Origin of the sequence: Actinokineospora guangxiensis (assembly GCF_042657845.1) — a bacterium.
GTDB classification, from domain to species: Bacteria; Actinomycetota; Actinomycetes; order Mycobacteriales; family Pseudonocardiaceae; genus Actinokineospora; species Actinokineospora guangxiensis.
On record NZ_JBHSKF010000015.1, the window covers coordinates 101,230 to 122,640 of the forward strand.

Below are 21,411 nucleotides of genomic sequence, written 5' to 3' on the forward strand. Positions count from 1 at the left end.
ACAGCGCGGGGTGGGGTGCGGGGAACGTCAGCGCGTGGACAGAAACGTGACAGCTGTCCTCAGCCGACGGTGAGCACGACCTTGCCGGTGGCGTGGCCGGTGGCGATGTGGCCGAGAGCGGCGGCGGCGTCGGCCAGGTCGTGGGTGCGGCCGATGACGGGAGCGACCTCTCCCGCCTCGACGTGCGCGCGCAGGGTGTCGAGGTCGGCCGCGTTCATGCGGGTGATGAAGGCGGTCAGCTTCTGGCTGGAGACCGCCGAGGTCAGTGCCGCCCAGAGGTTGCGCTGGATGCCGCCGATGAGCCTGCCGCCACCGTCCCCGCCGACGATGACGAGCACGCCCCGCGCGGTGAGCAGGCGCCGCAGCGCCAGCACCCGGCGGTTGCCCGCGGTGTCGACGATGAGGTCGTAGCGCCCGGTGATCTCCTGCTTGGTGTAGTCGACCACCTCGGCGCCCAGACCCGCCACCAGCTCCGCCTTGCCCGGCCCGCACACACCGGTGACCCGCCCGCCCGCCGCTCTGGCGAGCTGCACGGCGAAGGTCCCCACACCGCCGCCCGCCCCGATGACCAGCACCCGCCCGCCCGCGACGACCCGGCCGCGCACCGCCTGCAGCGCGGTGACCCCGGAGTTGGGGAGCGCGGCGGCCTCCTCGAAGGACAGCCCGGTGGGCATGTGCGCGAACCGCTCGGCCTTGACCGCGGCGTACTCGGCGAAGGTCCCCCCGTCGGAGCCGAACACCTCGTCACCAGGCTTGAACCGGCTGACCCGCGCCCCAACGGCTTCGACGGTCCCCGCCGCGTCGAGTCCGGGCACCCGCGCCTTCGGCCCGCGCAGGCCGTAGCCGAGCACCCGGATCAGGTACGGGGTCCCGGTGACGACGTGATGCACCCCGGTATCGACCCCCGCCGCCCGCACCCGGACGAGGATCTCCTCCGGCCCCGGAACGGGCCGCGCGAGGTCGGCAAGCTGCAGCGCGTCGATCCCATAGCGATCCTGGACGATGGCTTTCATGGTCGCCAATGTAAAGAAACTCAGACACTGTGTCAAAGCTTCTTAACATGATCCCCGCTGTTGCGCTCTCGGCCGCCGCCATCCATCCCGGCCGCGCCCGCCCGCCGGCTGCGCCTGCCTGCCGCGCCCGCCCCGCTCGCTGCGCGCCCGTTCCGCATCCGCCGCGCTCGCTCGCAGGCTTCGGGTGGAGTGCTGCAACCGCAGTGCTCCACCCGGCGTGCTGCGAACACAGAACTACGGCCATAGCACTACGTTCGTAGTGCTATGGCCGTAGGTGGTGAACGTGGAGTACTTCGGGTGCAGTACTACGGTCGTAGTACTAAGCCTTGAGCTTGGCGAGCCGCTGGGGCGTCGGCCAGCGGACGTCGGTGACCCAGCCCAGCTTCTCCATGATCCAGATCGTCCGGGCCGAGATGTCGATCTCGAAGCGGCGCACGCCGTGCCGGGCGCAGGTCGGGTCGGCGTGGTGCAGGTTGTGCCAGGCCTCGCCCATCGACAGCACCGCCAGGGGCCAGAAGTTGGTCGCCTTGTCCCGGGACTTGAAGGGGCGCTCGCCCACCATGTGGCAGATCGAGTTCACCGACCACGTCACGTGGTGCAGAAACGACACCCGCACCAGCCCCGCCCAGAAGAACGCGGTGACCGCGCCCCACCACGACCAGGTGATCAGCCCGCCGAGCACCGCGGGCGCGAGCAGCGTGACCGCCGTCCACAGGCCGAACTGGCGGTGCACGCGGCGGATGTCGTCATCGGCGATCAGGTCGGGGGCGAAGCGCTCCTGGTTGGTGAGGTTGCGGTCGAACACCCACCCCATGTGCGCGTGCCAGAACCCCTTGACCAGCGCGGCGGGCGAGGTCCCGAACGCCCACGGCGAGTGCGGGTCCCCGGCCCGGTCGGCGAAGGCGTGGTGGCGCCGGTGGTCGGCCACCCAGTGCATGATCGGCCCCTGCAGCGCCATGCTGCCCACGATCGCCAGCCCCACCCGCACCGCCCGCGGCGCCTTGAACGCCCCATGCGTGAAGTACCGGTGGAACCCGACCGTCACCCCCAGGCAGGTGAACGTGTAGAAGAACGCCGCCAGGCCGATGTCCACCCAGCCCAGCCCCCAGCCCCACGCGAACGGCACGGCCGCGATGAGGGCGAGGAAGGGCACGAGGATGAAGAGGTAGGTCCCCACCTGCGGCCACGTCCCGCGGGGGGCGCCGTGGACGGGCTTGGGACTGCCGGGTGACGGGGGGCCGGAGTCGGTCGCTGAGGACCCGTCGTCGGCTACGGACAAGGACATGCGGCAGCTCCAAAGGCTGGGGGACCGGGCGGATCGGGCCTAGCAAACCAGCCGGGGAGTTGGGCACCAACCCCGACGGGGTGGCAAACCGGGCAGGGGTCGGGGATTGGCCAGCTAGGGGCTGCGCGGTGAGGTGTTCGTCACTGAACGCTGGACACCCCCGGTCGCGGCGATACTCGCGAGTACACGGAACGCCCGTGGCGGGCTCGACGGCGGAACCGGCATCGGGTGCGGCACCCCGAGAGCCGCTCGGCTCCCGCAGGCGAAGTATCCGGCCCCCCGCCGCCAGGTTATCCGGCCAGGACAGCGCGTCGCACCGTCGAACTGGCGGCCTGTGGATGGTTGGGGGAGGGCCTGGTCAGCCGGAGTCGCGGGGGACCAGGTCGGTCGGGAGGACGACGGGGTCGCCGGGGGGCTGGCCGCCGATCTGCAGGAGCAGGAGTTCCGTCATCGTGCGGGCCTGGTGGACCACCGGCTGGCGGACCGTGGTCAGCGACGGCTCCGTGTGCTGGGCCAGCTCGATGTCGTCGTAGCCCACCAGGGAGACGTCGTCCGGGACCCGGCGGCCGGTGGCGCGCAGGGCGCGCAGGGCCCCGATGGCCATCATGTCGTTGGCGGCGAAGACGGCGTCGACCTCGGCGCCCCTGGACAGCAGGTCGGCCATGGCGGATTCGCCGGAGGCCCGGGTGAAGTCGCCGAAGGCGACCGGGCCCGCCCGCACGCCGGCGCGGGCCAGCGCGCGGTGGTAGCCGGTGAGGCGGTCGGCGGCGGCGGTCATGTCGGGGGGACCGGCGATGTGGGCGACGCGGGTGCGGCCCGCCGACAGCAGGCGCTCGGTGGCCAGCTGGCCGCCGCCGACGTTGTCGCTGTCGACGTAGACCAGGCCGGGGATGTGGCGCTCCGGCCTGCCGCTGACCACCACCGGCACCCCGGAGCCGACGAGCATCTGGGGCAGCGGGTCGTCGGCGTGCATGGAGGCGAGCAGCACGCCGTCGACGTGGCCGCTGCGGACGTACTCGCCGACGCGCTGGTGCTCGGCGTCGTTCTGGGCGTTCACCAGGACCAGCTGCACGCCGGTGCCGACCAGGGCCTGGCTGGTGGCGATGATGACCGCCGACAGGTACGGGTCCGCCAGGACCGTGGCGTCGGCCTCGCGCAGCACCAGGGCCACCGAGTCGGTGCGCCGGGACGCGAGCGTGCGCGCGGCCCGGTTCGGCACGTAGCCCAGGCGGGCGATCGTGCCTTCCACCAGGTCGCGCGCTTCCGGTGAGACCCGGGGTGATCCGTTGATCACCCGGGACACCGTCGCCCTGGACACCCCCGCCTCGGCGGCGACGGTGTCCAGGGTGGGCTGCCGTTCGGTCGTCATGTCCCGTTCGCTTTGATCACCTCGCGGTACCAGTGGGCGCTGTCCTTCCACACCCGGCGCTGGGTCGCGTAGTCCACGTGAACGATACCGAACCGTTTGGCGTACCCGTAGGACCACTCGAAGTTGTCCATCAGGGACCAGACGAAGTACCCCCGCAGGTCGGCGCCCGCGGTGATGGCGTCGTGCACCGCCCCGATGTGCGTGCGCAGGTAGTCCACCCGGTCGGGGTCGTGCACCGCGCCGTCGACGACGGTGTCGGGGAAGGCCGCGCCGTTCTCGGTGACCATCAGCGGCACGCCGTACTCGGCGTGGATGTCCACGAGCAGCTTGGTGAGCCCGGCCGGATCGATGGACCAGTCCATCTCCGTCACCGGCGGGCGCACCGGCGCGAAGCGCACGTGCTCGCTGCCCGGCCACGGCGACGGGGTGCTCGGCTCGCCGAACCCCTCGGCGAAGGACGTCGCGTAGTAGTTGACGCCGAGGGCGTCGATCGGCGTGCCGATCGCGGCCAGGTCGCCCTCGCGCACGAACGACCAGTCGGTGACGCCCGCGGTGTCGGCGATCAGGTCCTCCGGGTAGCCGCCGCGGAACAGCGGGCCGTAGAAGATCCGGTTGCCGACGGCGTCGATGCGCCGGGTCGCCTCGGCGGCCTCGGCCGAGTCGTCCGCCGCCGACACCGGCTGCGGGTTCAGCGCGAGGGAGACCGAGGTGTCCGCGGGCAGCGCGCCGCGCAGCGCCTGCACGCCCCAGCCGTGCGCGAGCAGCAGGTGATGCGCGGCCTGCAGCGCGGCCAGCGGCTCGGTGCGCCCCGGCGCGTGCAGGCCGCTGCCGTAGCCGAGGAACGCCGAGCACCACGGCTCGTTCAGCGTCGTCCACATCGGCACCCGGTCGCCGAGCGCGTCCGCCACCACCGTGGCGTACTCGGCGAAGCGGGCCGCGGTGTCGCGGTTGGTCCAGCCGCCCGCGTCCTCCAGCTCCTGCGGCAGGTCCCAGTGGTAGAGCGTCAGCACGGGCTTGATCCCGTGCGTGAGCAGCTCGTCCACCAGCGCCGAGTAGAAGCCCAGGTCGCCCGCGGCCACCCGCGGCCAGGACACCGAGAACCGGTAGGCGCGCAGGCCGAGGTCGGCCATCAGCGCCACGTCGTCGCGGAAGAGGCGGTAGTGGTCGGTGGCCACGTCGCCGGTGTCGCCGTTGTGGACCTTGCCGGGGGTGTGGGAGAAGGTGTCCCAGATGGACTTCCCCCGCGACGCCGCGGCGCCCTCGATCTGGAAGGCGGCCGTGGCCGCGCCCCAGAGGAAGTCCTCCGGGAACACCTTCCGAGTCCCGTCCCCGCTCATCCCTTGACCGCCCCCTGCATGATCCCTCCGATGATCTGACGCCCGAGCAGCAGGAACACGATCACCATCGGGAAGGTGGCGATCACCGTCCCCGCCAGCACCAGCGAGTAGTCGACCTCGATGCCGCCCGCGGTGTTGGCGATGGCCACCTGCACCGTCGGGTTCTGCGTGTTGAGCAGGATGAGCGGCCAGAAGAGGTCGTTCCAGTAGGTGATGAACGTCAGCAGCCCCAGCACGGCCGCCCCCGGCCGGGCCAGCGGCATGACGACGTTCCAGTAGATGCGCCACGTGCTCGCGCCGTCGAGCCTGCCCGCCTCCAGCAGCTCGTGGGAGACCGCGCTGGCGAGGTACTGCCGCATGAAGAACACCCCGAACGCGGTGACCAGGGCGGGCACGATCACCCCGCGCAGGTCGTTCGCCCAGCCGAACCACTGCGTCACCATGATGTACAGCGGGATGATCGCCAGCTGGGTGGGCACCAGCATCGTGGCCACGACCGTGCCGAAGAGCGCGTCGCGGCCCTTGAAGCGCAGCTTGGCGAAGGCGAACCCGGCCAGCGTGGAGGTGAACACCACCGCCACGGTGATCGAACCGGCCACGATCACCGAGTTCATCAGCGCCAGCCCGAAGTTGCCCTGTTCGTAGGCGGCTGTGAGGTTCTCCCACAGGTTGCCGCCCGGCACCAGCGGCGGCGGGTAGCTGCCGACCGAGCTCTGGTCGCGCGAGGACACCACGATCGACCAGTACAGCGGGAAGATCGAGATCAGCACGATGCCGATCAGCAGCGTGTACGTGGGCCACTTCGCCCCATTCGCTTTGGAACTCATGCCCACCTCACTCCGACGTCCGGATCTTGCGGACGATGAAGAAGTTCACCAGCACGATGACCACGGTGACGATGAACAGCGTCCAGGCGATCGCCGCGCCGTAGCCGTAGCGGCCGTTGGTCCAGAACTGCTGGTACAGGTACAGGACGACGGTCTGGAACTGGCGTTCGGCCCCGCCGTTGTGGTTTCTCGTCGTGTCGAACAGGAACGGTTCGGCGAAGAGTTGCAGCGCGCCGACCGTGGAGACGATCACGGTGAAGATGATCGTCGGCCGCAGGCTCGGGATGGTGATCGACCAGAACTGCCGCCAGCGGCTCGCGCCGTCGATGGCCGCGGACTCGTAGAGCTCGTTCGGGATCGTCTGCATCGCCGCCAGGTAGATCAGCGCGTTGTAGCCGGTCCAGTGCCAGGTGACCATCACCGAGACGGCGAACCAGCTGGCCACCGTGCTCGCCCGCCAGTCGATCGGGGCGTCGGTGAACGGCGACAGCAGCCAGTTCAGCAGGCCGAAGTCGCGGGCGAACATCTGGTTGAAGATCAGCGCGACCGCGGTCACCGAGGTCACGTACGGCACCAGCACGCCCATGCGCAGCACCAGGCGCCCGCGCAGCTTGTAGTTCAGCAGGTGCGCGATGCCCAGGGCCAACAGCAGCTGCGGCACCGTGGAGAACACCCCGATGCCGAGGGTGTTGACCAGCGCGTTCCAGAAGTTCTCGTCGCCGAGCAGGTTGGTGTAGTTGTCGAACCCGACCGACTTGTCCTCGCTGCCCGGGTTGCGGGTGTTCCACGCGGTGGTGGAGATCAGCGCGGTGTAGGCCAGCGGGAAGACGCCGAAGACGCCGAACAGCAGGAAGAACGGCGCGACGTAGGCGTACGGCGAGCCCTTGACGTCCCAGCGGTAGAGCCGGTGCTTCCACCGCTGCCGCTTCTCATCGGGTTCCGCGAGCCGCCGCCGGTCACCCGACGACGGCTCGCGGAGGGCGGTGCGGGTCATCCCGTGCCCGCTGCCGCTTCGATGTCGGTCAGCGCCTTGTCCCAGGCCTCATCGGGGTTTCCGCCCTGCTCGACGCCGTTGAGCGCGGTGGCGAAGGTGTTGCCGATGACGCCGCTCTGCGGCCCTGCGACCTGGACGGGGGCGTTGGCCAGCGAGGCCGGGAAGATCGTGCCCGCCGGGGCGTCGTTGAAGAACTCGGCCTTGAAGTCCTTGACCTCCGGCTGCTCCCAGGTCGCCTTCTGGCTCGGGAAGTTGCCGATCTTCTGGAACAGCTTCACGGCCTGCTCCGGGGCGGTCAGCCACTTGGCCAGCTCGACGGCGGCGGCGGTGTTCTTGCCGGAGGCGGGGACGCTCACGTACGAGCCGCCCCAGTTGCCCGAGCCGCCGGGGATCTGGGCGATGTCCCACTTGCCCTCGGTGTCCTTGGCGTTGGACTTGATGTAGCCCATCATCCAGGCGGGGCAGGTGATCGTGGCGAACTGGCCCTGCTGGAAGCCGGTGTTCCACTCGGGGGTGAACTCCGGCAGCGCCGCGGACTGGCCGTTCTTGATGGCCTGCACGGTCAGGTTCCAGGCGTCCTTGACCTTGGGGTTCTGCGCGACGATCAGATCGCCGTTGGCGTTGTAGAAGGTCTCCTGCTCGTTGCCCAGGATGCCGGTGAAGGTGTGCCCGCCCGCGTCGAACCACTTGGTCTTGGCCGGGGCCTTGTCCAGGAACTTCTGGCCGGTGGCCACGTAGGCGTCCCAGGTCGGCCAGAGCTTGGAGACCTCGTCGCGCGCGGTGGGCAGGCCCGCCTGCTCGAACAGGTCGGTGCGGTAGCACATGGCCAGGCCGCCGATGTCGGTCGGCAGGCCGATCAGCGCGGTCTTGTCCGGGTTGGAGGCACGGGCCAGCGTGGAGTCCGTCCACGCCGAGGTGTCGACGCCCTGGTCCTTGAAGTTGATGAACTTCTCGGTCTGCCCGACGTAGCCCGCGACCTGGCCGACCTCGATCAGCTCCAGGTCCGCCGTGCCGGTGCCCGCGGTGAGGCGGGCCTGCAGGTTCTGGTGGTGGGCGCCGAAGTCGCTGCGGTTCTCCACGATCGTGACGTTCGGGTTCAGCTTCTCGTACTCGTCGTAGACCGAGCGGTCGCTCGGCAGCGAGAAGTTGTCGCCGAAGACGTTGATCGTGAGGGTGACGGGGGCGTTGGGGTCGCCCTGCGTCTGCTGGTCCCCGTCGCCGCCGCCCGAGCACGCCGTGAGGACCAAGCCGCCGATCAGCAGCCCGGCCGCGGCGCGCGTGCGTCCTGCTCTGCGCATATTCCGTGCCTCCATCTGGGAACTTCCGGTGAATCGGCCGTGAGAGCGGTCTCACGGCTGTGTTGATCTTTTGTCTGGTTGAATGACGGCGGGCCCCGCCGTGGGACCGGCGGCGGGGCCCGCCGGTGGTCAGCGCGCGAACGTGAACCAGTTGACGTTCACGAAATCGTTCGGCTGACCGCTGGTGAAGGTCAGGTACACGTCGTGCCGTCCGGTCACGCCGCTGATGTTCGTCGGGATCGTCCGCCAGCTCTGCCAGCCCCCGGTGTTGCCGATGGCGAAGCTGCCGATCGGGGTGCTGGTCCGGCTGCCCAGCCGCACTTCGACCAGTCCGGACGCGCCGCCGCCGATGCCGGAGGCCGCGCGCGCGGAGAACTGCCGCGCGGGCGAGGAACCGAAGTCGATGCCCCGGTAGAGCGCCCAGTCGCCGTTGGCGAGGTGGCTCAGGTTCTGGCCGCCGCCGGTGTCGGTCGTGGTCTCCACGCCGGTGCCGCCCTGCTGGGAGTACGCCTCGGCCTGGATGGTCGAGTACGCGCTGCCGCCGTTGCCGGGGGGCGGGGTCGTGGTGGTCGTCGGCGGGGTCGTGCCGCCGCCCTTGGTGTAGACGGCGACGTAGTCCACGACCAGCGGGTGGCCGGGCTGGGTGCTGGCGACCGGGGTCGACCCGCCGTGCAGGGCGTTGGGGAACGCCCCGCCCATGGCCAGGTTCAGCAGCATGAAGTAGCCCTGGTGGTTGGTCATGTTCGACCAGGTCGTGGCGCTGAACTGGGCCTGGGTCAGGCGGTGGTACACCTGCCCGTCCACCGACCAGCGGAACTCGTTGGGCGAGATGCTGGTGTCCCACTCGAAGCGGTAGGTGTGGAAGTTGCCCTGGCAGGCGGACCCGGGGCAGGTGCGGCTGGCGCCCAGGCCGGTGCTCTCGTTGCAGTCCCCGCCCGGCGCGACGCCGCAGTGCAGCACGCCCCACACGGAGTTCAGGCCGTTGACGTTCTCCATGACGTCGAACTCGCCGATGCCGGGCCAGTTCCAGTAGTTGCCGCGGTAGGGCGCGCCGAGTGCCCAGAACGCGGGCCAGTAGCCGATGGCGGCGCTGCCGGTGACGTTGGGCATCTGCAGGCGGCTCTCCATCGCCATGATGCCGCCCGCCGGTGGCCGGAAGTTCGACCGCTGGGTCTCGATGCGCCCGGACGTCCAGTTGCCGTTGGCGTCGCGGCGCGGGGTGATGCGCAGGTTGCCCTGGCCGTCGAGGCCGAGGTTCTGCGTGCTGTTGGTGTAGTACTGGACTTCGCCGGTGCCCCAGTTGGCGGGGCCGCCGGGGTAGCCGTGGCCGATGTCGATGATCCAGTTCGACGACGACGGAAGGGTGTTGGCGGAGCCGGTGAAGTCATCGCTCCAGACCAGCGACCAGCCGTTGGACGGCGGCGGGACGGCGGCGTTGGCGGAGAGTGCGAGGGGGACCACGACCAGGGTGGTCGCTGCGGCGATGGCCAGGGACAAGCGTTTGCGGCGCAGGGTCTGCACGGTGGGGACCTCCTTGTCGACCCGGGGTTCCGTGCGTTCGTTTGTTGCCGGGGTGAACAAACTGGAACGATGTAAGCGCTCTCACAGGCGCTTGTCAATGATTCGGGCGAAAGGATCAGCGGCGGGTGACCATCCGTTGCGTTTCTGTCACCCGGACGTGGTGGCGTCGTGCCCGAGTGGCGCTGTCCGGCCGGTGGGGGACAGGTGCAGCCTGGGTGATCCATTCGGCGGAAGGGGCGCGATGAGCAGCCGGCTTCAGCGCGGCAAGGTGTCGGCGGTGTTCCGGTCCATGGACGGCGACGGCGACGGCTACCTCACCGAGGCGGACTTCCGGTCCATCACCGAGCGGTGGGCCGAGCTGCGCGGCTCGACGCCCGCCGACCACGACCGGGTGGCCGCGATCATGCTCGGCTGGTGGACCGCCCTGGCCGAGGTCGCCGACACCGACCACGACGACCGCGTGACCGTCGAGGAGGTGATGACCCTCGTGGACCGCCTCCCGGCCATGCTCGGCAGCGTCACCGCCACCGCCTCGGCCCTCTTCGACGCCGCCGACGCCAACCGCGACGACCTGATCTCCGCGACCGAGTACCGAGCCCTCATCGAGGCGTGGAGCGGCCGCCGCGCCGACACCGACGCCGTCTTCGACATCCTCGACGACGACGCCGACGGCCACCTCTCCCGCGAGGACTTCACCGAACTCTGGACCCAGTTCTGGGCAGGCGACGATCCCGCCGCCCCCGGCAACTGGGTCTTCGGCCGCTTCACCCTGCCGACGGCTTGACGGAGATGGGGGGTGAATCCCCGGTGTCGATGAAGCAGGTGGTGGCGGACGAGCGTCGCGCCACGGAACAGGCGCCCGGCCGCTCAGTGAGCAGACCGGGCGCCCTCTATCCCCCGATGGTCAGAACCCCGCGCAGGCGTTGAGCACGTCCGCGGCGGCGGCGGTCCGGTCGCCGACCCACTCCAGCGGGCTCACCAGGTCGTCCAGGGTGACGTTCGACAGCGTCGTGGCCACCCCGGAGATCGCGTCGGCCACCGTGGCGTCCCCGGCCTGGGTGGCCAAAGTGGACAGCTCGCCTGCGGCGTTCTCGGTCTGCTCCAGCGCGGTCTGCGGGTCGGTCGAGATGCTGAAGTCGATGGCGCCGATGGCCTGCGCGCACACCTGGGCCGTGGTCAGCGCCCGGTCGGCGGCGGTGACGGTGTCGGCGGCCTCCTGCAGCGCGGAGCATCCCGTGAGCAGCACGGCACCGGCGACGACGGCGGCAACGGCGGAAATGGTTCGGCGCATGGTGGCCCTCCGGTCTCGATTCGACCGAAGGTCTCCCCACCGCCTCGACGGGCGGCGCTCGGGCCGGACAGGTGTGGACCTGCCGTAGTGACGGCCGCGAGCCGGGGGGTACTCCCCTTCGCGCCTCCAGGATACCGACCCCGCCCCGCCCGGTCCAGTGGTCTTGATCACCTCGCCGGTCCGGTCCAGTGTGGACGGCTGCGCGTTCGGGAGCGTTCCCGGCGAAGCGGAGGCACATTCGCGAAACGGTCCTGTCCTCGTCACTTCCGGCGGCTACCCTCCGATGTCCGCCCTGGGGGAGCACAGGGGGGAGACAGATGGGCAGCGACACCACCGCCGACGACGTGCTCGCCGGGCAGGACCTGACCGGCCACCACGCCCTCGTCACCGGCGGCACGTCCGGCATCGGCCAGGAGATCGCCCGCGCCCTGGCCGCGGTCGGGGCCGACGTGCTGATCACCGGCCGCGACCGCAACCGAGGGGAGGCCGTCGCCGCGCGCTCGACCGGCAAGGGGCGGGTCGGCTTCGCCGCGCTCGACCTCGCCGACCCGGCATCGATAGCCGCCTTCCCGGCCGACCGGCCGTTCACGATCCTGGTGCTCAACGCCGGGGTGCTCACCACCGGGCTGACCCGCACCGCGCTGGGCTTCGAGACGCACTTCGGCGTCAACCACCTCGGCCACTTCGCCCTGACCCGGCGCCTGCCGCTGGCCGAGGCCCGGGTCGTGGTGCTCTCCTCGCGCGCGCACCGCCGCGCCGACGTCGACCTCGCCGACCCGAACTGGCGCACCCGGCCGTTCGACCGCTGGCGCGCCTACGGCCAGTCCAAGACCGCCAACGCCCTCTTCGCCGCCGAACTGGACCGCCGCACACCGCACACCGCGACCGCTGTCCTGCCCGGCATGGTGCTCACCAAGATCGTCCGCGACTTCAGCGACGAGCAGCTGCGCGCCGAGGGCTGGCTGGACGAGCGGGGCAGGCCGCGGGTGAGCGCGGGCTGGAAGACGGTCCGGCAGGCGGCGGCGAGCGCCGTGTGGGCGGCGGTCACGCCGGGTCTGGGCGGGCGCATCGTGGAGGACTGCGCGCCCACCGCGCCCTGGCCCACCGCGCACGACCTGCCCGCCGGCCACCACCTCGCCTACGCCTCGGACCCCGCGCGCGCCGAAGCGCTGTGGGAGCTGTCCGAGCGCCTGCTGGCCGACTCTCACGCCCCCCACATCGGAAACACGGTCTAGCGCCAGATGGAGCCCTCGGCGGCTTCGGCGTCGACCTGCGCCAGCAGCGCCTCATCGATGTCCGGCAGCGACCAGACGAGGTGGCGCACCCCGGTCTGCAGCATGTGCTCGCGCTGGAAGCTGTGCGGGTGGTCGGCGGGCATCCCGATGAAGGCCACGCCCGCGTCCCTGGCGTACTCGGCGAAGCGGTTCACGTCGTCGACGAACAGGGTCTGGGAGTGCTCGGCGCCGTAGTAGGCGGCCATCTCCCTGATGCCGGGCCGGAAGTCGTTGGTGCTGATGTACTGCGGCGCGGCGAAGTGGTGGCGCCACGGGCCGACGAACTCGTCGTAGGCGGCGCGGTCCATGCCGCCGTAGCAGATCAGCGTCGCGCCGGTCTCCGAGAGCATCTCGATCAGCTCGCCCGCGCCCTTGGACAGCGTCAGCGGGTGCTCGGCCAGGTAGCGCTCGCGCTCGGCGAAGAACGCGGCGGCGACCTGCTGCCAGGTCCACGGCAGCCGCGCGGCCGAGGCGATGATCGCGCCCGCGACCTCGCGGGGCTGGGAGAGCAGCAGCCGCTCCAGCTCGCCGGTGTACTCGACGCCGTGCTCGGTCAGGAGGCGGTGCAGGACGGGGCTGAAGGTGTCCGGGAGCAGGACGCCGTCAAGGTTGAGACACACCAACTTCAACTGCTGTAACCGCATGGGGTCCTCCGGAGAGCTCGGCAGGGGGAACCGTGCCGGACGGGGAGAAGGTCGCCAGGCGCCACGGCGGCACCAGGCCGGGCAGCGCGATGCGCCACATGTCGGTGATGCGCTCGTGGATGTCGGCGCGGCTGGTGAGCACCTCGGACTGGACCTGGATGCCGAGGAACGAGCCGGAGGCCCAGGTGGCGATCACGGTCGGGTCCAGCTCCGGGTAGAGGTCGCCGCGCTCGCGGGCGGCTTCCAGGTGCCTGCGGGCGACGCCGATCCAGCGCAGGTACGGCTCGGGCCGGGGCGCGATGAAGCTCCCGGTCTCGACGGTGAGGCGGACGCTGGCGCGCACCCGCACGTTGGTCTGCAGGGCGTGCGCGAAGTAGTGGGTGATGTCGATGACCTGCTGGAGTCCGAGGGTCTCGTCCTCCGGTGGTGCGGTGTCGATGGCGAACTGCTCGTCGACGAGCGCGTGCGCCAGCTCCTCCTTGGAGGAGAAGTGGAAGTAGAACGCGCCCTTGGTCACGCCCGCCTCGGCGAGGATGCCGGAGAGCCGCGCACCCTGGAAGCCGTGCTGGTCGATCACCGTCGCGGCGGCGTCGAGGATCTGGGTGCGGGTCCGCTCCGCCCGCTGCTGCTGTGCCACTGTTGGTCTGCCCCTTCCGTGAGCGGTGCGGTCGAGGTTCCGCGAGAGAGATCCTGACACCAAACCGGCGAAAAAGAAACCGCCTGGTAGGTTTGTTCTTCCGCTTTGTGGGGCCGCTCACGTGACCGGGATCACTTGGAGGCGGGAGTTTCGCGCAGGCAGTTTGCCCGCGCGGACTCCCCGCGTTCACACGAGCTTGGTAGATTCCCTGCTGAGGCCCGATTTTGGCCGCGTACTCAGGTTTGAAACCAGACCTTTGAGGCCCGCCGTGGGATGGGTGACCACCGTCGTTGACAAACCGGGCGGTCGGTTTTATCTTTCGGACATCACGGACCAGCGACCTCGGAGGGCATCACCGCCCTCCATCCGTCCTCGGGGGAGGCGGGCGCGGGCCGCCGGACACCCGGACCGCCGTGGTCCGGGGTCGGGAGTGGGGAGAGGGCGCATGCCGGGTTCCGAGCCGATCGCCGTGACCGCGTTGGCCTGTCGACTGCCCGGGGGGATCGAGAGCCCGGACGCGCTGTGGCGGTTGCTGGCCGACGGCGGCGACGCGATCGGGCCGTTCCCCGCCCGCTGGGACGGGCTCGACCTGCGGGACGCCGGGGTGGCCGCGGGCGGCTTCCTGGACGGCGCGGACCGCTTCGACGCCTCCTTCTTCGGCGTCTCCCCGCTTGCCGCGCAGGCGATGGAGCCTGAGCGCCGCATCGCGATCGAGACCGTGTGGGAGGCGCTGGAGCGCGCAGGCGTCGGGGCGTCCCCGGCCTGCGCCGCGCCGGTCGGCCTCTACCTCGGCGCCACCGGCTACCCGGAGCGCCGCGTCGCCGCGGGCGCGCACACCGACGGGCTCGCCGCGCGGGTGGCGGCGGCGCTGGGCCTGCGCGGGCCCGAGCTCACCGTCGACACCGCCTGCTCGTCGTCGCTGGTCGCGCTGCACCTGGCCGTGTCGGCGCTGCGCTCGGGCGAGTGCGCGGTCGCCGTCGCGGGCGGGGTGACGGTGATGACCACCCCCGCCGCCTACCTGGACTCCCCGCGCGGGGCCAACGCCGCCGACGGGCGCTGCAAGAGCTTCTCCGCCGACGCCGACGGCGCGGGCTGGGCCGAGGGCTGCGGCGTCGTCGTGCTCAAGACCCTCGCCGCGGCCATCGCCGACGGCGACGACGTGCTCGCCGTCCTGCGCGGCTCGGCCGTCGGCGAGGACCAGGCCGCCGTGATCGCCGCCGCGCTCGCCGACGCGGCACTCGACCCGGCCGAGGTCGACGCCGTCGAGGCGCACGGCAGCGGCGAGCCCGCCGCCGACGCCGCCGAGGCCGCCGCCCTGGCCGCCGTGCACGCCGACCGGGACCGTCCTCTGTGGATCGGTTCGGTGAAGTCGAACCTCGGCCACACCCAGGCGGCCGCGGGCGTCACCGGCCTGATCAAGGTGGTGCTGGCGCTGCGGGAGCAGACCCTGCCGCCCACCGCCCACGCCGCGCGCCCGTCGGCCGACCTGGTGGGCGAGCTGAGGCTGCTGAGCGGCCCGGTGCCGTGGCGGCGCGGCACGAGGCCCCGGCGGGCGGGCGTGTCGGCCTTCGGCATGGGCGGCACCGGCGCGCACCTGGTGGTCGAGGAGGCGCCGTCGGCGCCCGCGCCCCGGGTCACCGACTCCGACGGGTTCGCCTACCCCGTGGTGCTTTCCGGGCACGACGAGACCGCCGTCCGCGACCTGGCCCGCGCCTGGGCCGAGCACCTGGCCTGCTCCGACGCGAGCGTGCTCGACGTCGCCGCGACGGCCGCCCTGCACCGCACCGCGTTCCCCGTGCGGGCCTGCGTCACCGCGAGCACCCGCGCCGAGTTGGTGGCCGGGCTGCGCGACCTCGCCGACGGGATGGTTCCCGCCGACCGCGCCGCCGACGGCGGGCTCGCCGTGGTGTTCACCGGCCAGGGCGTGCAGCGCCTGGGCACGGGACGGGCGCCGTACTCGGCGTTCGGCGTCTTCGCCGACGCCTTCGACGCCGTGTGCGCCGAGTTCGACCCCGGCCTGGCCGAGGACGTGTGCGCGCTCGTCTTCGGCGCCGACGGCGACCCGGCCGCCGAGGCGCTGCTGCACGACCCGGCGGTGGCGCAGCCCGCGCTGTTCGCCGTGCAGGTCGCGCTGTTCCGCCTGTGGGTGTCCTGGGGCGTGCTGCCCTCCGCGGTCACCGGGCACGCCGTGGGCGAGCTGTCGGCCGCGCACGTCGCCGGGGTCCTGGCGCTGCCCGACGCCGCCCGGCTCGTCACCGCGCGCGGCAGGCTGCTGGCCGCGCACTCCGGCGGGGCCATGGCCGCCCTGCCGCTCACCGAGGCCGACACCATCAGCATCCTGTCCGATGTGGACGTCGCGGTGGTCGCGGCGGGCTCACCGGAGGAGACCGTCGTCGCCGGGTCCGAGGCCGCGGTGCTGGAGGTCGTCGACCGGATGGCCGAGCTCGGCGTCGCGGTGCGCAGGATGGCGGTGTCCACGGCCAACCCCGTGGCGGGCACGATGCTGGCCGCCTATGGCGCGGTCGTGCGCTCCTGCCCGGCCGCAGCGCCCGAGCTGCCGATGGTCAGCGCCGTGACCGCGGAGTGGATGGGCCCGGACCTCGCCCCCGGCGCCGGGGTGCGCGACCCCGGGTACTGGATCGACCAGCTCGGCGGCGCGGTCCGCTTCGCCGAGGCGATCCGGGTGCTGGAGGACGCGGGCATCGGCGGCTACCTGGAGTGCGGCCCCGGCCCGGTGTCGACGGCCACCGTGCTGGCCTGCCTGCCCGCCGACTCGCCCAGCCTGTTCACCGCGAGCCTGCGCGGCCCCGACGAGACCCGCGACGTGCTGACCGCGCTCGGCGCGCTGCACGTCTCAGGCCAGGAGGTCGACTGGGCGGCGGTGTTCGACGGCCGCGGCGCGCGCCGCGCCGACCTGCCGCCGCCCGCGTTCCGCCGCGAGCGCTACTGGCTGCCCGCCGCGCGCTCGGAGGGCGACCTGCGCCCGGGGAGCCCGGAGGCGCTGCCGCACCCGTGGCTGGACGCGGTCACCAGCACCACCGACGGCCAAGGCCACCTGTTCACCGGACGGCTGTCGCTGAGCACGCACCCGTGGCTGGGCGATCACTGCCTCTTCGGCTCGACGGTGATGCCCGGCGCCGGGCTGGTCGAGCTGGCCGCCGCCGCGGCCGACCAGGTCGGCGCGGCGGGCATCGGCGAGCTGTCGCTGGCCCGCCCGCTCGTGCTGCCCGAGACCGGCTACCTGCGGCTGCGGGTGACCCTCGGCGCCGAGACCGACGGCCTGCGCCCGATCGCGGTCTACTCCCAGCCGGAGGACGCCCCGGACGGCTGGACCCTGCACGCCGTCGGCACCGTCGTCACCGCGTGGACCGACCACGAGCCGGGCTGGACGGAGATCCCGGACGGCGTGACCGTCCCGGCGAGCACCGTGCACCGGCGCCTGGCCGAGCAGGGCCTGGTCTGCGGCCCGGCGTTCCACGGGCTCAGCGAGGTCGTGCGGGTCGGGACGGACACCGTCTTCGGGGTGGTGCGGGTGCCCGAGCAGCTGGAGGGCGACTTCGACGGCGTGCACCCGGCGCTGCTGGACGCGGCCCTGCACGCGCTCGCCGCGCTGCGCCCCGGAGACGGGCTGCTCATGCCGGTCTCCTGGCGCGGGGTGGCGCTCTACGGGGCCTCGGGCACGTACCTGCGCTTCCGGCTGGACCTGTCCGACCGCGGCGACCACAGCGTCGCGCGGCTGTGGGTGACCGACGAGGAGGACCTGCCCGTCGCCTACGTCGACGAGCTGGGCCTGCGCGCGGTCACCGAGGAACAGGTCCGCGCGGGCGACCCGGCCCGGCACCTGTACCGGGTGGACTCGGTGCCGGTGGCCGCGACCGCCGCCGTGCCGGTGCAGGCGGGCAGCACCTGGACTCTGGCCGACCTGCCCGCGCTGGGCTCGGGCCCACCGCCGTCGCGGCTGGTGATCGAGGTCCCCGCGCCGGAGATCGCCGACGTCGCCGCCGCCGTGCGGCTGACCGCGGTGGGCGCGCTCGACGTGCTGCAGAACCTGGTGGCCGATCCGCGCCTGGCCGACACCGAGCTGGTGTGGGTGACCCGCGGCGGCCTGGCCGCCGCCCCCGTCCGCGGCCTGGTGCGCGCCGCGCGCGCGGAGCACGGCACCCGCCTGCGCCTCATCGACGCCCCGCCGGGCGCCGACATCGCCGCGGCGCTCTCGGTCGCCGACGAACCCGAACTCGTGGTCCGCGACGGCGTCGTGCGCGCCGTGCGCCTGGCCCGCGCCGTCGACCCGGACGCCCCGCCGCGCCCGCTCGGCCCGGCCGGGACGGTGCTGATCACCGACGGCACGACCGAGCTGGGCAGGCTGCTCGCCCAGCACCTGGTGCGCCGCTACGGGGTCAGGCACCTGGTGCTGACCTCGCCGGAGGGCCCGTTCGAGCCGGGCGCGGGCGCGGTGGTCGGCGCGCTGCTGGACGCAGGCGCCCAGTCGGTGCGCGTGCCCCGCTGCGACGTGGCCAACCGCGCCGACCTGGAGCGCGTGCTGGCGGGCATCGACCCGCGCCTGCCGCTGCACGGCGTCTTCCACCTGGCGGCCACCGGCGACAACGCCCTGCTCAGCGAACAGACCGCCGAGCGCATCGACCGCGTTCTGGCCCCCCGCGTGGCGGGCGCGCTGCACCTGGACGCCGTCACCGCCGACATGGACCTCTCGGCCTTCGTCCTGTTCTCCTCGGCCTCCGGCGTCCTCGGCGCCGCGGGCCACGCCGCCCACGCCGCCGCCGACACCTTCCTCGACGCCCTCGCCGAGCACCGCCGCGCCCGCGGCCTGCCCGGCTCCAGCCTCGCCTGGGGCGACTGGTCCAGCGACCCCACCCCGGGCACCCTCACCCACCCCGAGGCGATGCGCCTGCTGGACGCCGCCCTCGCCCGCCCGGACACCCACCTGGTGCCCGCGAAACTCGACCTGGACCGCGGCCCGGAAACCCCGGCCCTGCTGCGGTCACTGGCCCGCGGCGACTAGGCACTCTCGCCTCGCCCGCCCACGGCCCGCGCGCCGGCCGCCACTTCCGGGAAGTCGCCGCCGCGCGGGCCGCGCCCTGACCTAGCCCGTGTTTCCGATGTGGGGCACGCGAGAGCCGCGCCAGTTCACCGGAAACACGGCCTAGACGTTCCTCGGGAAGCCCAGGTTGATCCCGCCGTGCGAGGGGTCCAGCCACCGGCTGGTCACGACCTTGGTCCTGGTGAAGAAGTGGATGCCGTCGGGGCCGTAGGCGTGCGAGTCGCCGAACAGGGAGTCCTTCCAGCCGCCGAAGCTGTAGTAGCCGACCGGGACCGGGATGGGCACGTTCACCCCCACCATGCCGACCTCGACCTCGTTCTGGAACCGGCGCGCGGCGCCGCCGTCGTTGGTGAAGATGGCGGTGCCGTTGCCGTAGGCGTTGGCGTTGATCAGCTCCACCGCCTCGGCGTAGCTCTCCGCGCGCACCACCGACAGCACCGGTCCGAAGATCTCGTCGGTGTAGACCGACATCCCCGGCCGCACGCCGTCGAACAGCGACGGGCCGAGCCAGAAGCCGGAGTCCTCGCCGTCGACCTGGTGCCCGCGCCCGTCGATGACCAGCCGGGCCCCCTCGGCGACCCCGGTGTCCAGATAGGACGCGACCTTGTCCCGGTGCGCCGCGGTGATCAGCGGGCCCATGTCGCGGCCGGGGCCGACCCGCAGGCCCTCGACGCGCGAGGAGATGCGCGCGAGAAGCTCATCGCCCACCCCGCCCACGGCGACCACGACCGAGACCGCCATGCAGCGCTCGCCCGCCGAGCCGAACCCGGCCGAGACCGCCGCGTCGGCGGCCAGGTCGAGGTCGGCGTCGGGGAGCACGACCATGTGGTTCTTCGCCCCGCCGAGCGCCTGCACCCGCTTGCCGTTGCGCGTCCCGGTCTCGTAGACGTAGCGCGCGATCGGGGTCGAGCCGACGAACGACACGCCGCGCACGTCCGGGTGCTCCAGCAGCCCGTCGACGGCGGCCTTGTCGCCGTGCAGCACGTTGAGCACGCCGTCGGGCAGCCCGGCCGCCGACCACAGCCCGGCCAGGAAGTTCGCCGCCGACGGGTCCTTCTCCGACGGCTTGAGCACCACGGTGTTGCCGCAGGCGATGGCGTTGGGCACGAACCACAGCGGCACCATCGCCGGGAAGTTGAACGGCGAGATCACCGCCACCACGCCCAGCGGCTGGCGGATGGAGTACACGTCCACCCCGCGCGAGGCGTTCTCGCTGAAGCCGCCCTTGAGCAGGTGCGGCACCCCGCAGGCGAAGTCGACGGCCTCCAGGGCGCGCTGCACCTCCCCGCGCGCGTCGTCGAGCACCTTGCCGTGCTCGGCGGAGACGATCCCGGCCAGCTCGTCGCGCTTGTCGTTCAGCAGGCGGCGGAACTCGAAGAGCACCGACGAGCGGGCCGCCAGCGACGTGTCGCGCCAGCCGGGCAGCGCGGCCGACGCCGCGGCCACCGCCTCGTCCACTTCGGACTGGGCGGCGAAGTCGACGGTGTGCGCGACGGCCCCGGTGTTCGGGTCGAAGACGTCCCCGGCGCGCGCGGACGTCCCGGTCCACGGCTTGCCCGAGATCCAGTGCGTGATCCTCACAGCTCTCCCAACGCGCCCGTGAGGGCGTCCAGCGCCTCGTCCACCTCGTCGGCGGTCACCGTCATCGGCGGTGCCAGGCGGATCACGTTGTTGTGCAGGCCGCCCTTGCCGACGAGCAGCCCGCGCGCCCGGCAGGCCTCCAGGACCGCCACCGCCTTCGCGGGCGCGGGCGCGCCGTCCGGCTCGATCAGCTCGATGCCCACCATCAGGCCCTTGCCGCGCACGTCGCCCACCGCGGGGACCTCCAGCGCGCGCAGCCCGGCCAGCAGCCGGTCGCCCAGCTCGGCCGCGCTGGCCTGCAGGTCGTGGTCGGCGATGTAGTCCAGCACCGCCGCCGCGCCGACCGTGGCCACCGGGTTGCCGCCGAAGGTGGAGATCGAGTTGGCGTTGAGGCAGTCCATCACCTCGGCGCGGGCGACGACGCCGCCGATCGCCAGACCGTTGCCCAGGCCCTTGGCGAAGGTCATCATGTCCGGCGTCACCCCGTGCGCGCCGATGCCCCAGAAGTGCTCGCCCGTGCGGCCCCAGCCGGTCTGCACCTCATCGGAGATGAACAGGATGCCGTGCTCGGCCAGCACCTCGGCGAAGGAGCCGTAGAGGCCGTCCGGCGGCACGCAGAAGCCGCCGACGCCCTGGATCGGCTCGGCGATCATGCAGGCGACGTCGCCGGAGGTCATCGTGGTGATGACCTCGCGCAGGTCCTCGGTGCAGGCCTTGATGTAGTCGGCGTCGGAGAGCCCGGCGAACGGGCCGCGGTAGCGGTAGCCGCCGTGCACGTAGCTCACCCGCACCGGCGACAGCGCGCTGGCCGACCAGCCCCGGTTGCCCGTCACGCCGACGGTGGCGAAGGCGCGGCCGTGGTAGGAGTTGCGCATCGCCAGCACCTGGTTGGAGCGGCGGTGCTGGGTGGCCAGCATCAGCGCGGTCTCGTTGGCCTCGGTGCCGGAGTTGGTGAAGAACACCTTGGCGTCCGGGATGCCGGAGAGCGCCGCGATCTTCTCGGCCAGCTCCACCTGCGCGCGGATCAGGTAGAGCGTGGAGGTGTGCATGATCCCGGTGTCGAGCTGCTTGCGGACCGCGTCGCCGACCTCGGCCACGTCGTAGCCCAGGGCGTTGGTGAGGATGCCCGCGAAGAAGTCGAGGTAGCTCTTGCCGTTCGCGTCGGTCACCCGGCGCCCGTGGCCGCTGACGATCTCGATCGGGTCGGCGTAGTAGAGGGCCAGCCAGTTCGGGAGCACGGCGCGGTGGCGCTCGATCAGGGTCATACGGGGAAGTGTCGTG

The 21,411-nt window shown here is 72.4% G+C and carries 16 protein-coding genes; 3 read left to right on the forward strand and 13 right to left on the reverse strand.

Going from position 1 to position 21,411, the window contains the following annotated elements:
• Positions 1-59: 59 nt before the first annotated feature.
• The 8 genes from ACFPM7_RS24615 to ACFPM7_RS24650 form a co-directional block, all read right to left on the reverse strand.
• Positions 60-1,013, reverse strand: a complete 954-nt coding sequence (locus ACFPM7_RS24615) for an NAD(P)-dependent alcohol dehydrogenase (protein ID WP_378250130.1) — start codon at positions 1,011-1,013, stop codon at positions 60-62.
• A gap of 319 nt (positions 1,014-1,332) precedes the next feature.
• The gene (locus ACFPM7_RS24620) at positions 1,333-2,298 is read right to left on the reverse strand and encodes an acyl-CoA desaturase (protein ID WP_378250131.1); all 966 of its coding nucleotides are present in this window, start codon (positions 2,296-2,298) and stop codon (positions 1,333-1,335) included.
• Positions 2,299-2,656: 358 nt separating this feature from the next.
• Positions 2,657-3,667 carry a LacI family DNA-binding transcriptional regulator gene (locus ACFPM7_RS24625; RefSeq protein ID WP_378250132.1) on the reverse strand — a complete coding sequence of 337 codons (1,011 nt, stop codon included), beginning with the start codon at positions 3,665-3,667 and terminating at the stop codon, positions 2,657-2,659.
• Complete coding sequence (locus ACFPM7_RS24630; RefSeq protein WP_378250133.1) at positions 3,664-5,004, reverse strand: GH1 family beta-glucosidase; 1,341 nt, start codon at positions 5,002-5,004, stop codon at positions 3,664-3,666. The genes ACFPM7_RS24625 and ACFPM7_RS24630 overlap by 4 nt, the downstream gene beginning before the upstream one ends.
• On the reverse strand, positions 5,001-5,831 hold the full coding sequence (locus tag ACFPM7_RS24635; RefSeq protein ID WP_378250134.1) for a carbohydrate ABC transporter permease: 831 nt from the start codon (positions 5,829-5,831) through the stop codon (positions 5,001-5,003). Before ACFPM7_RS24635 ends, ACFPM7_RS24630 begins: the two co-directional genes overlap by 4 nt.
• Before the next feature lie 7 nt (positions 5,832-5,838).
• The gene (locus ACFPM7_RS24640; RefSeq protein ID WP_378250135.1) at positions 5,839-6,825 is read right to left on the reverse strand and encodes a carbohydrate ABC transporter permease; all 987 of its coding nucleotides are present in this window, start codon (positions 6,823-6,825) and stop codon (positions 5,839-5,841) included.
• Entirely contained in the window at positions 6,822-8,123 is a 1,302-nt protein-coding gene (locus ACFPM7_RS24645; protein ID WP_378250136.1) for an ABC transporter substrate-binding protein, read from the reverse strand. Before ACFPM7_RS24645 ends, ACFPM7_RS24640 begins: the two co-directional genes overlap by 4 nt.
• Positions 8,124-8,252: 129 nt before the next feature.
• Positions 8,253-9,644, reverse strand: a complete 1,392-nt coding sequence (locus tag ACFPM7_RS24650; RefSeq protein WP_378250137.1) for a glycoside hydrolase family 16 protein — start codon at positions 9,642-9,644, stop codon at positions 8,253-8,255.
• A gap of 241 nt (positions 9,645-9,885) precedes the next feature.
• Between ACFPM7_RS24650 and ACFPM7_RS24655 the strand changes: the two genes are divergently transcribed.
• The gene (locus tag ACFPM7_RS24655; RefSeq protein WP_378250138.1) at positions 9,886-10,428 is read left to right on the forward strand and encodes an EF-hand domain-containing protein; all 543 of its coding nucleotides are present in this window, start codon (positions 9,886-9,888) and stop codon (positions 10,426-10,428) included.
• Positions 10,429-10,548: 120 nt separating this feature from the next.
• Here the strand turns inward: ACFPM7_RS24655 and ACFPM7_RS24660 are convergent, their stop codons facing one another.
• Positions 10,549-10,935: a bacteriophage spanin2 family protein gene (locus ACFPM7_RS24660; protein ID WP_378250139.1), complete on the reverse strand. Its 387-nt coding sequence runs from the start codon at positions 10,933-10,935 to the stop codon at positions 10,549-10,551.
• 317 nt (positions 10,936-11,252) lie between these two features.
• Between ACFPM7_RS24660 and ACFPM7_RS24665 the strand changes: the two genes are divergently transcribed.
• On the forward strand, positions 11,253-12,170 hold the full coding sequence (locus ACFPM7_RS24665) for an SDR family NAD(P)-dependent oxidoreductase (protein ID WP_378250140.1): 918 nt from the start codon (positions 11,253-11,255) through the stop codon (positions 12,168-12,170).
• Here ACFPM7_RS24665 and ACFPM7_RS24670 read toward each other — a convergent pair.
• On the reverse strand, positions 12,167-12,832 hold the full coding sequence (locus ACFPM7_RS24670; protein ID WP_378250141.1) for an HAD family hydrolase: 666 nt from the start codon (positions 12,830-12,832) through the stop codon (positions 12,167-12,169). The two genes, ACFPM7_RS24665 and ACFPM7_RS24670, sit on opposite strands and share 4 nt — an antisense overlap.
• Complete coding sequence (locus ACFPM7_RS24675; protein WP_378250142.1) at positions 12,813-13,490, reverse strand: ScbR family autoregulator-binding transcription factor; 678 nt, start codon at positions 13,488-13,490, stop codon at positions 12,813-12,815. Before ACFPM7_RS24675 ends, ACFPM7_RS24670 begins: the two co-directional genes overlap by 20 nt.
• A 445-nt stretch (positions 13,491-13,935) precedes the next feature.
• Between ACFPM7_RS24675 and ACFPM7_RS24680 the strand changes: the two genes are divergently transcribed.
• Positions 13,936-18,510 (forward strand): beta-ketoacyl synthase N-terminal-like domain-containing protein, encoded by a 4,575-nt coding sequence (locus ACFPM7_RS24680; RefSeq protein WP_378250143.1) that lies wholly within the window; start codon positions 13,936-13,938, stop codon positions 18,508-18,510.
• A 141-nt stretch (positions 18,511-18,651) separates the two neighbouring features.
• Here ACFPM7_RS24680 and ACFPM7_RS24685 read toward each other — a convergent pair whose 3' ends face one another.
• Positions 18,652-20,130 carry a CoA-acylating methylmalonate-semialdehyde dehydrogenase gene (locus ACFPM7_RS24685; protein WP_378250144.1) on the reverse strand — a complete coding sequence of 493 codons (1,479 nt, stop codon included), beginning with the start codon at positions 20,128-20,130 and terminating at the stop codon, positions 18,652-18,654.
• Positions 20,127-21,395, reverse strand: coding sequence for an aspartate aminotransferase family protein (locus ACFPM7_RS24690; protein ID WP_378250145.1), 1,269 nt, complete (start codon positions 21,393-21,395; stop codon positions 20,127-20,129). The genes ACFPM7_RS24685 and ACFPM7_RS24690 overlap by 4 nt, the downstream gene beginning before the upstream one ends.
• Positions 21,396-21,411: the final 16 nt, after the last annotated feature.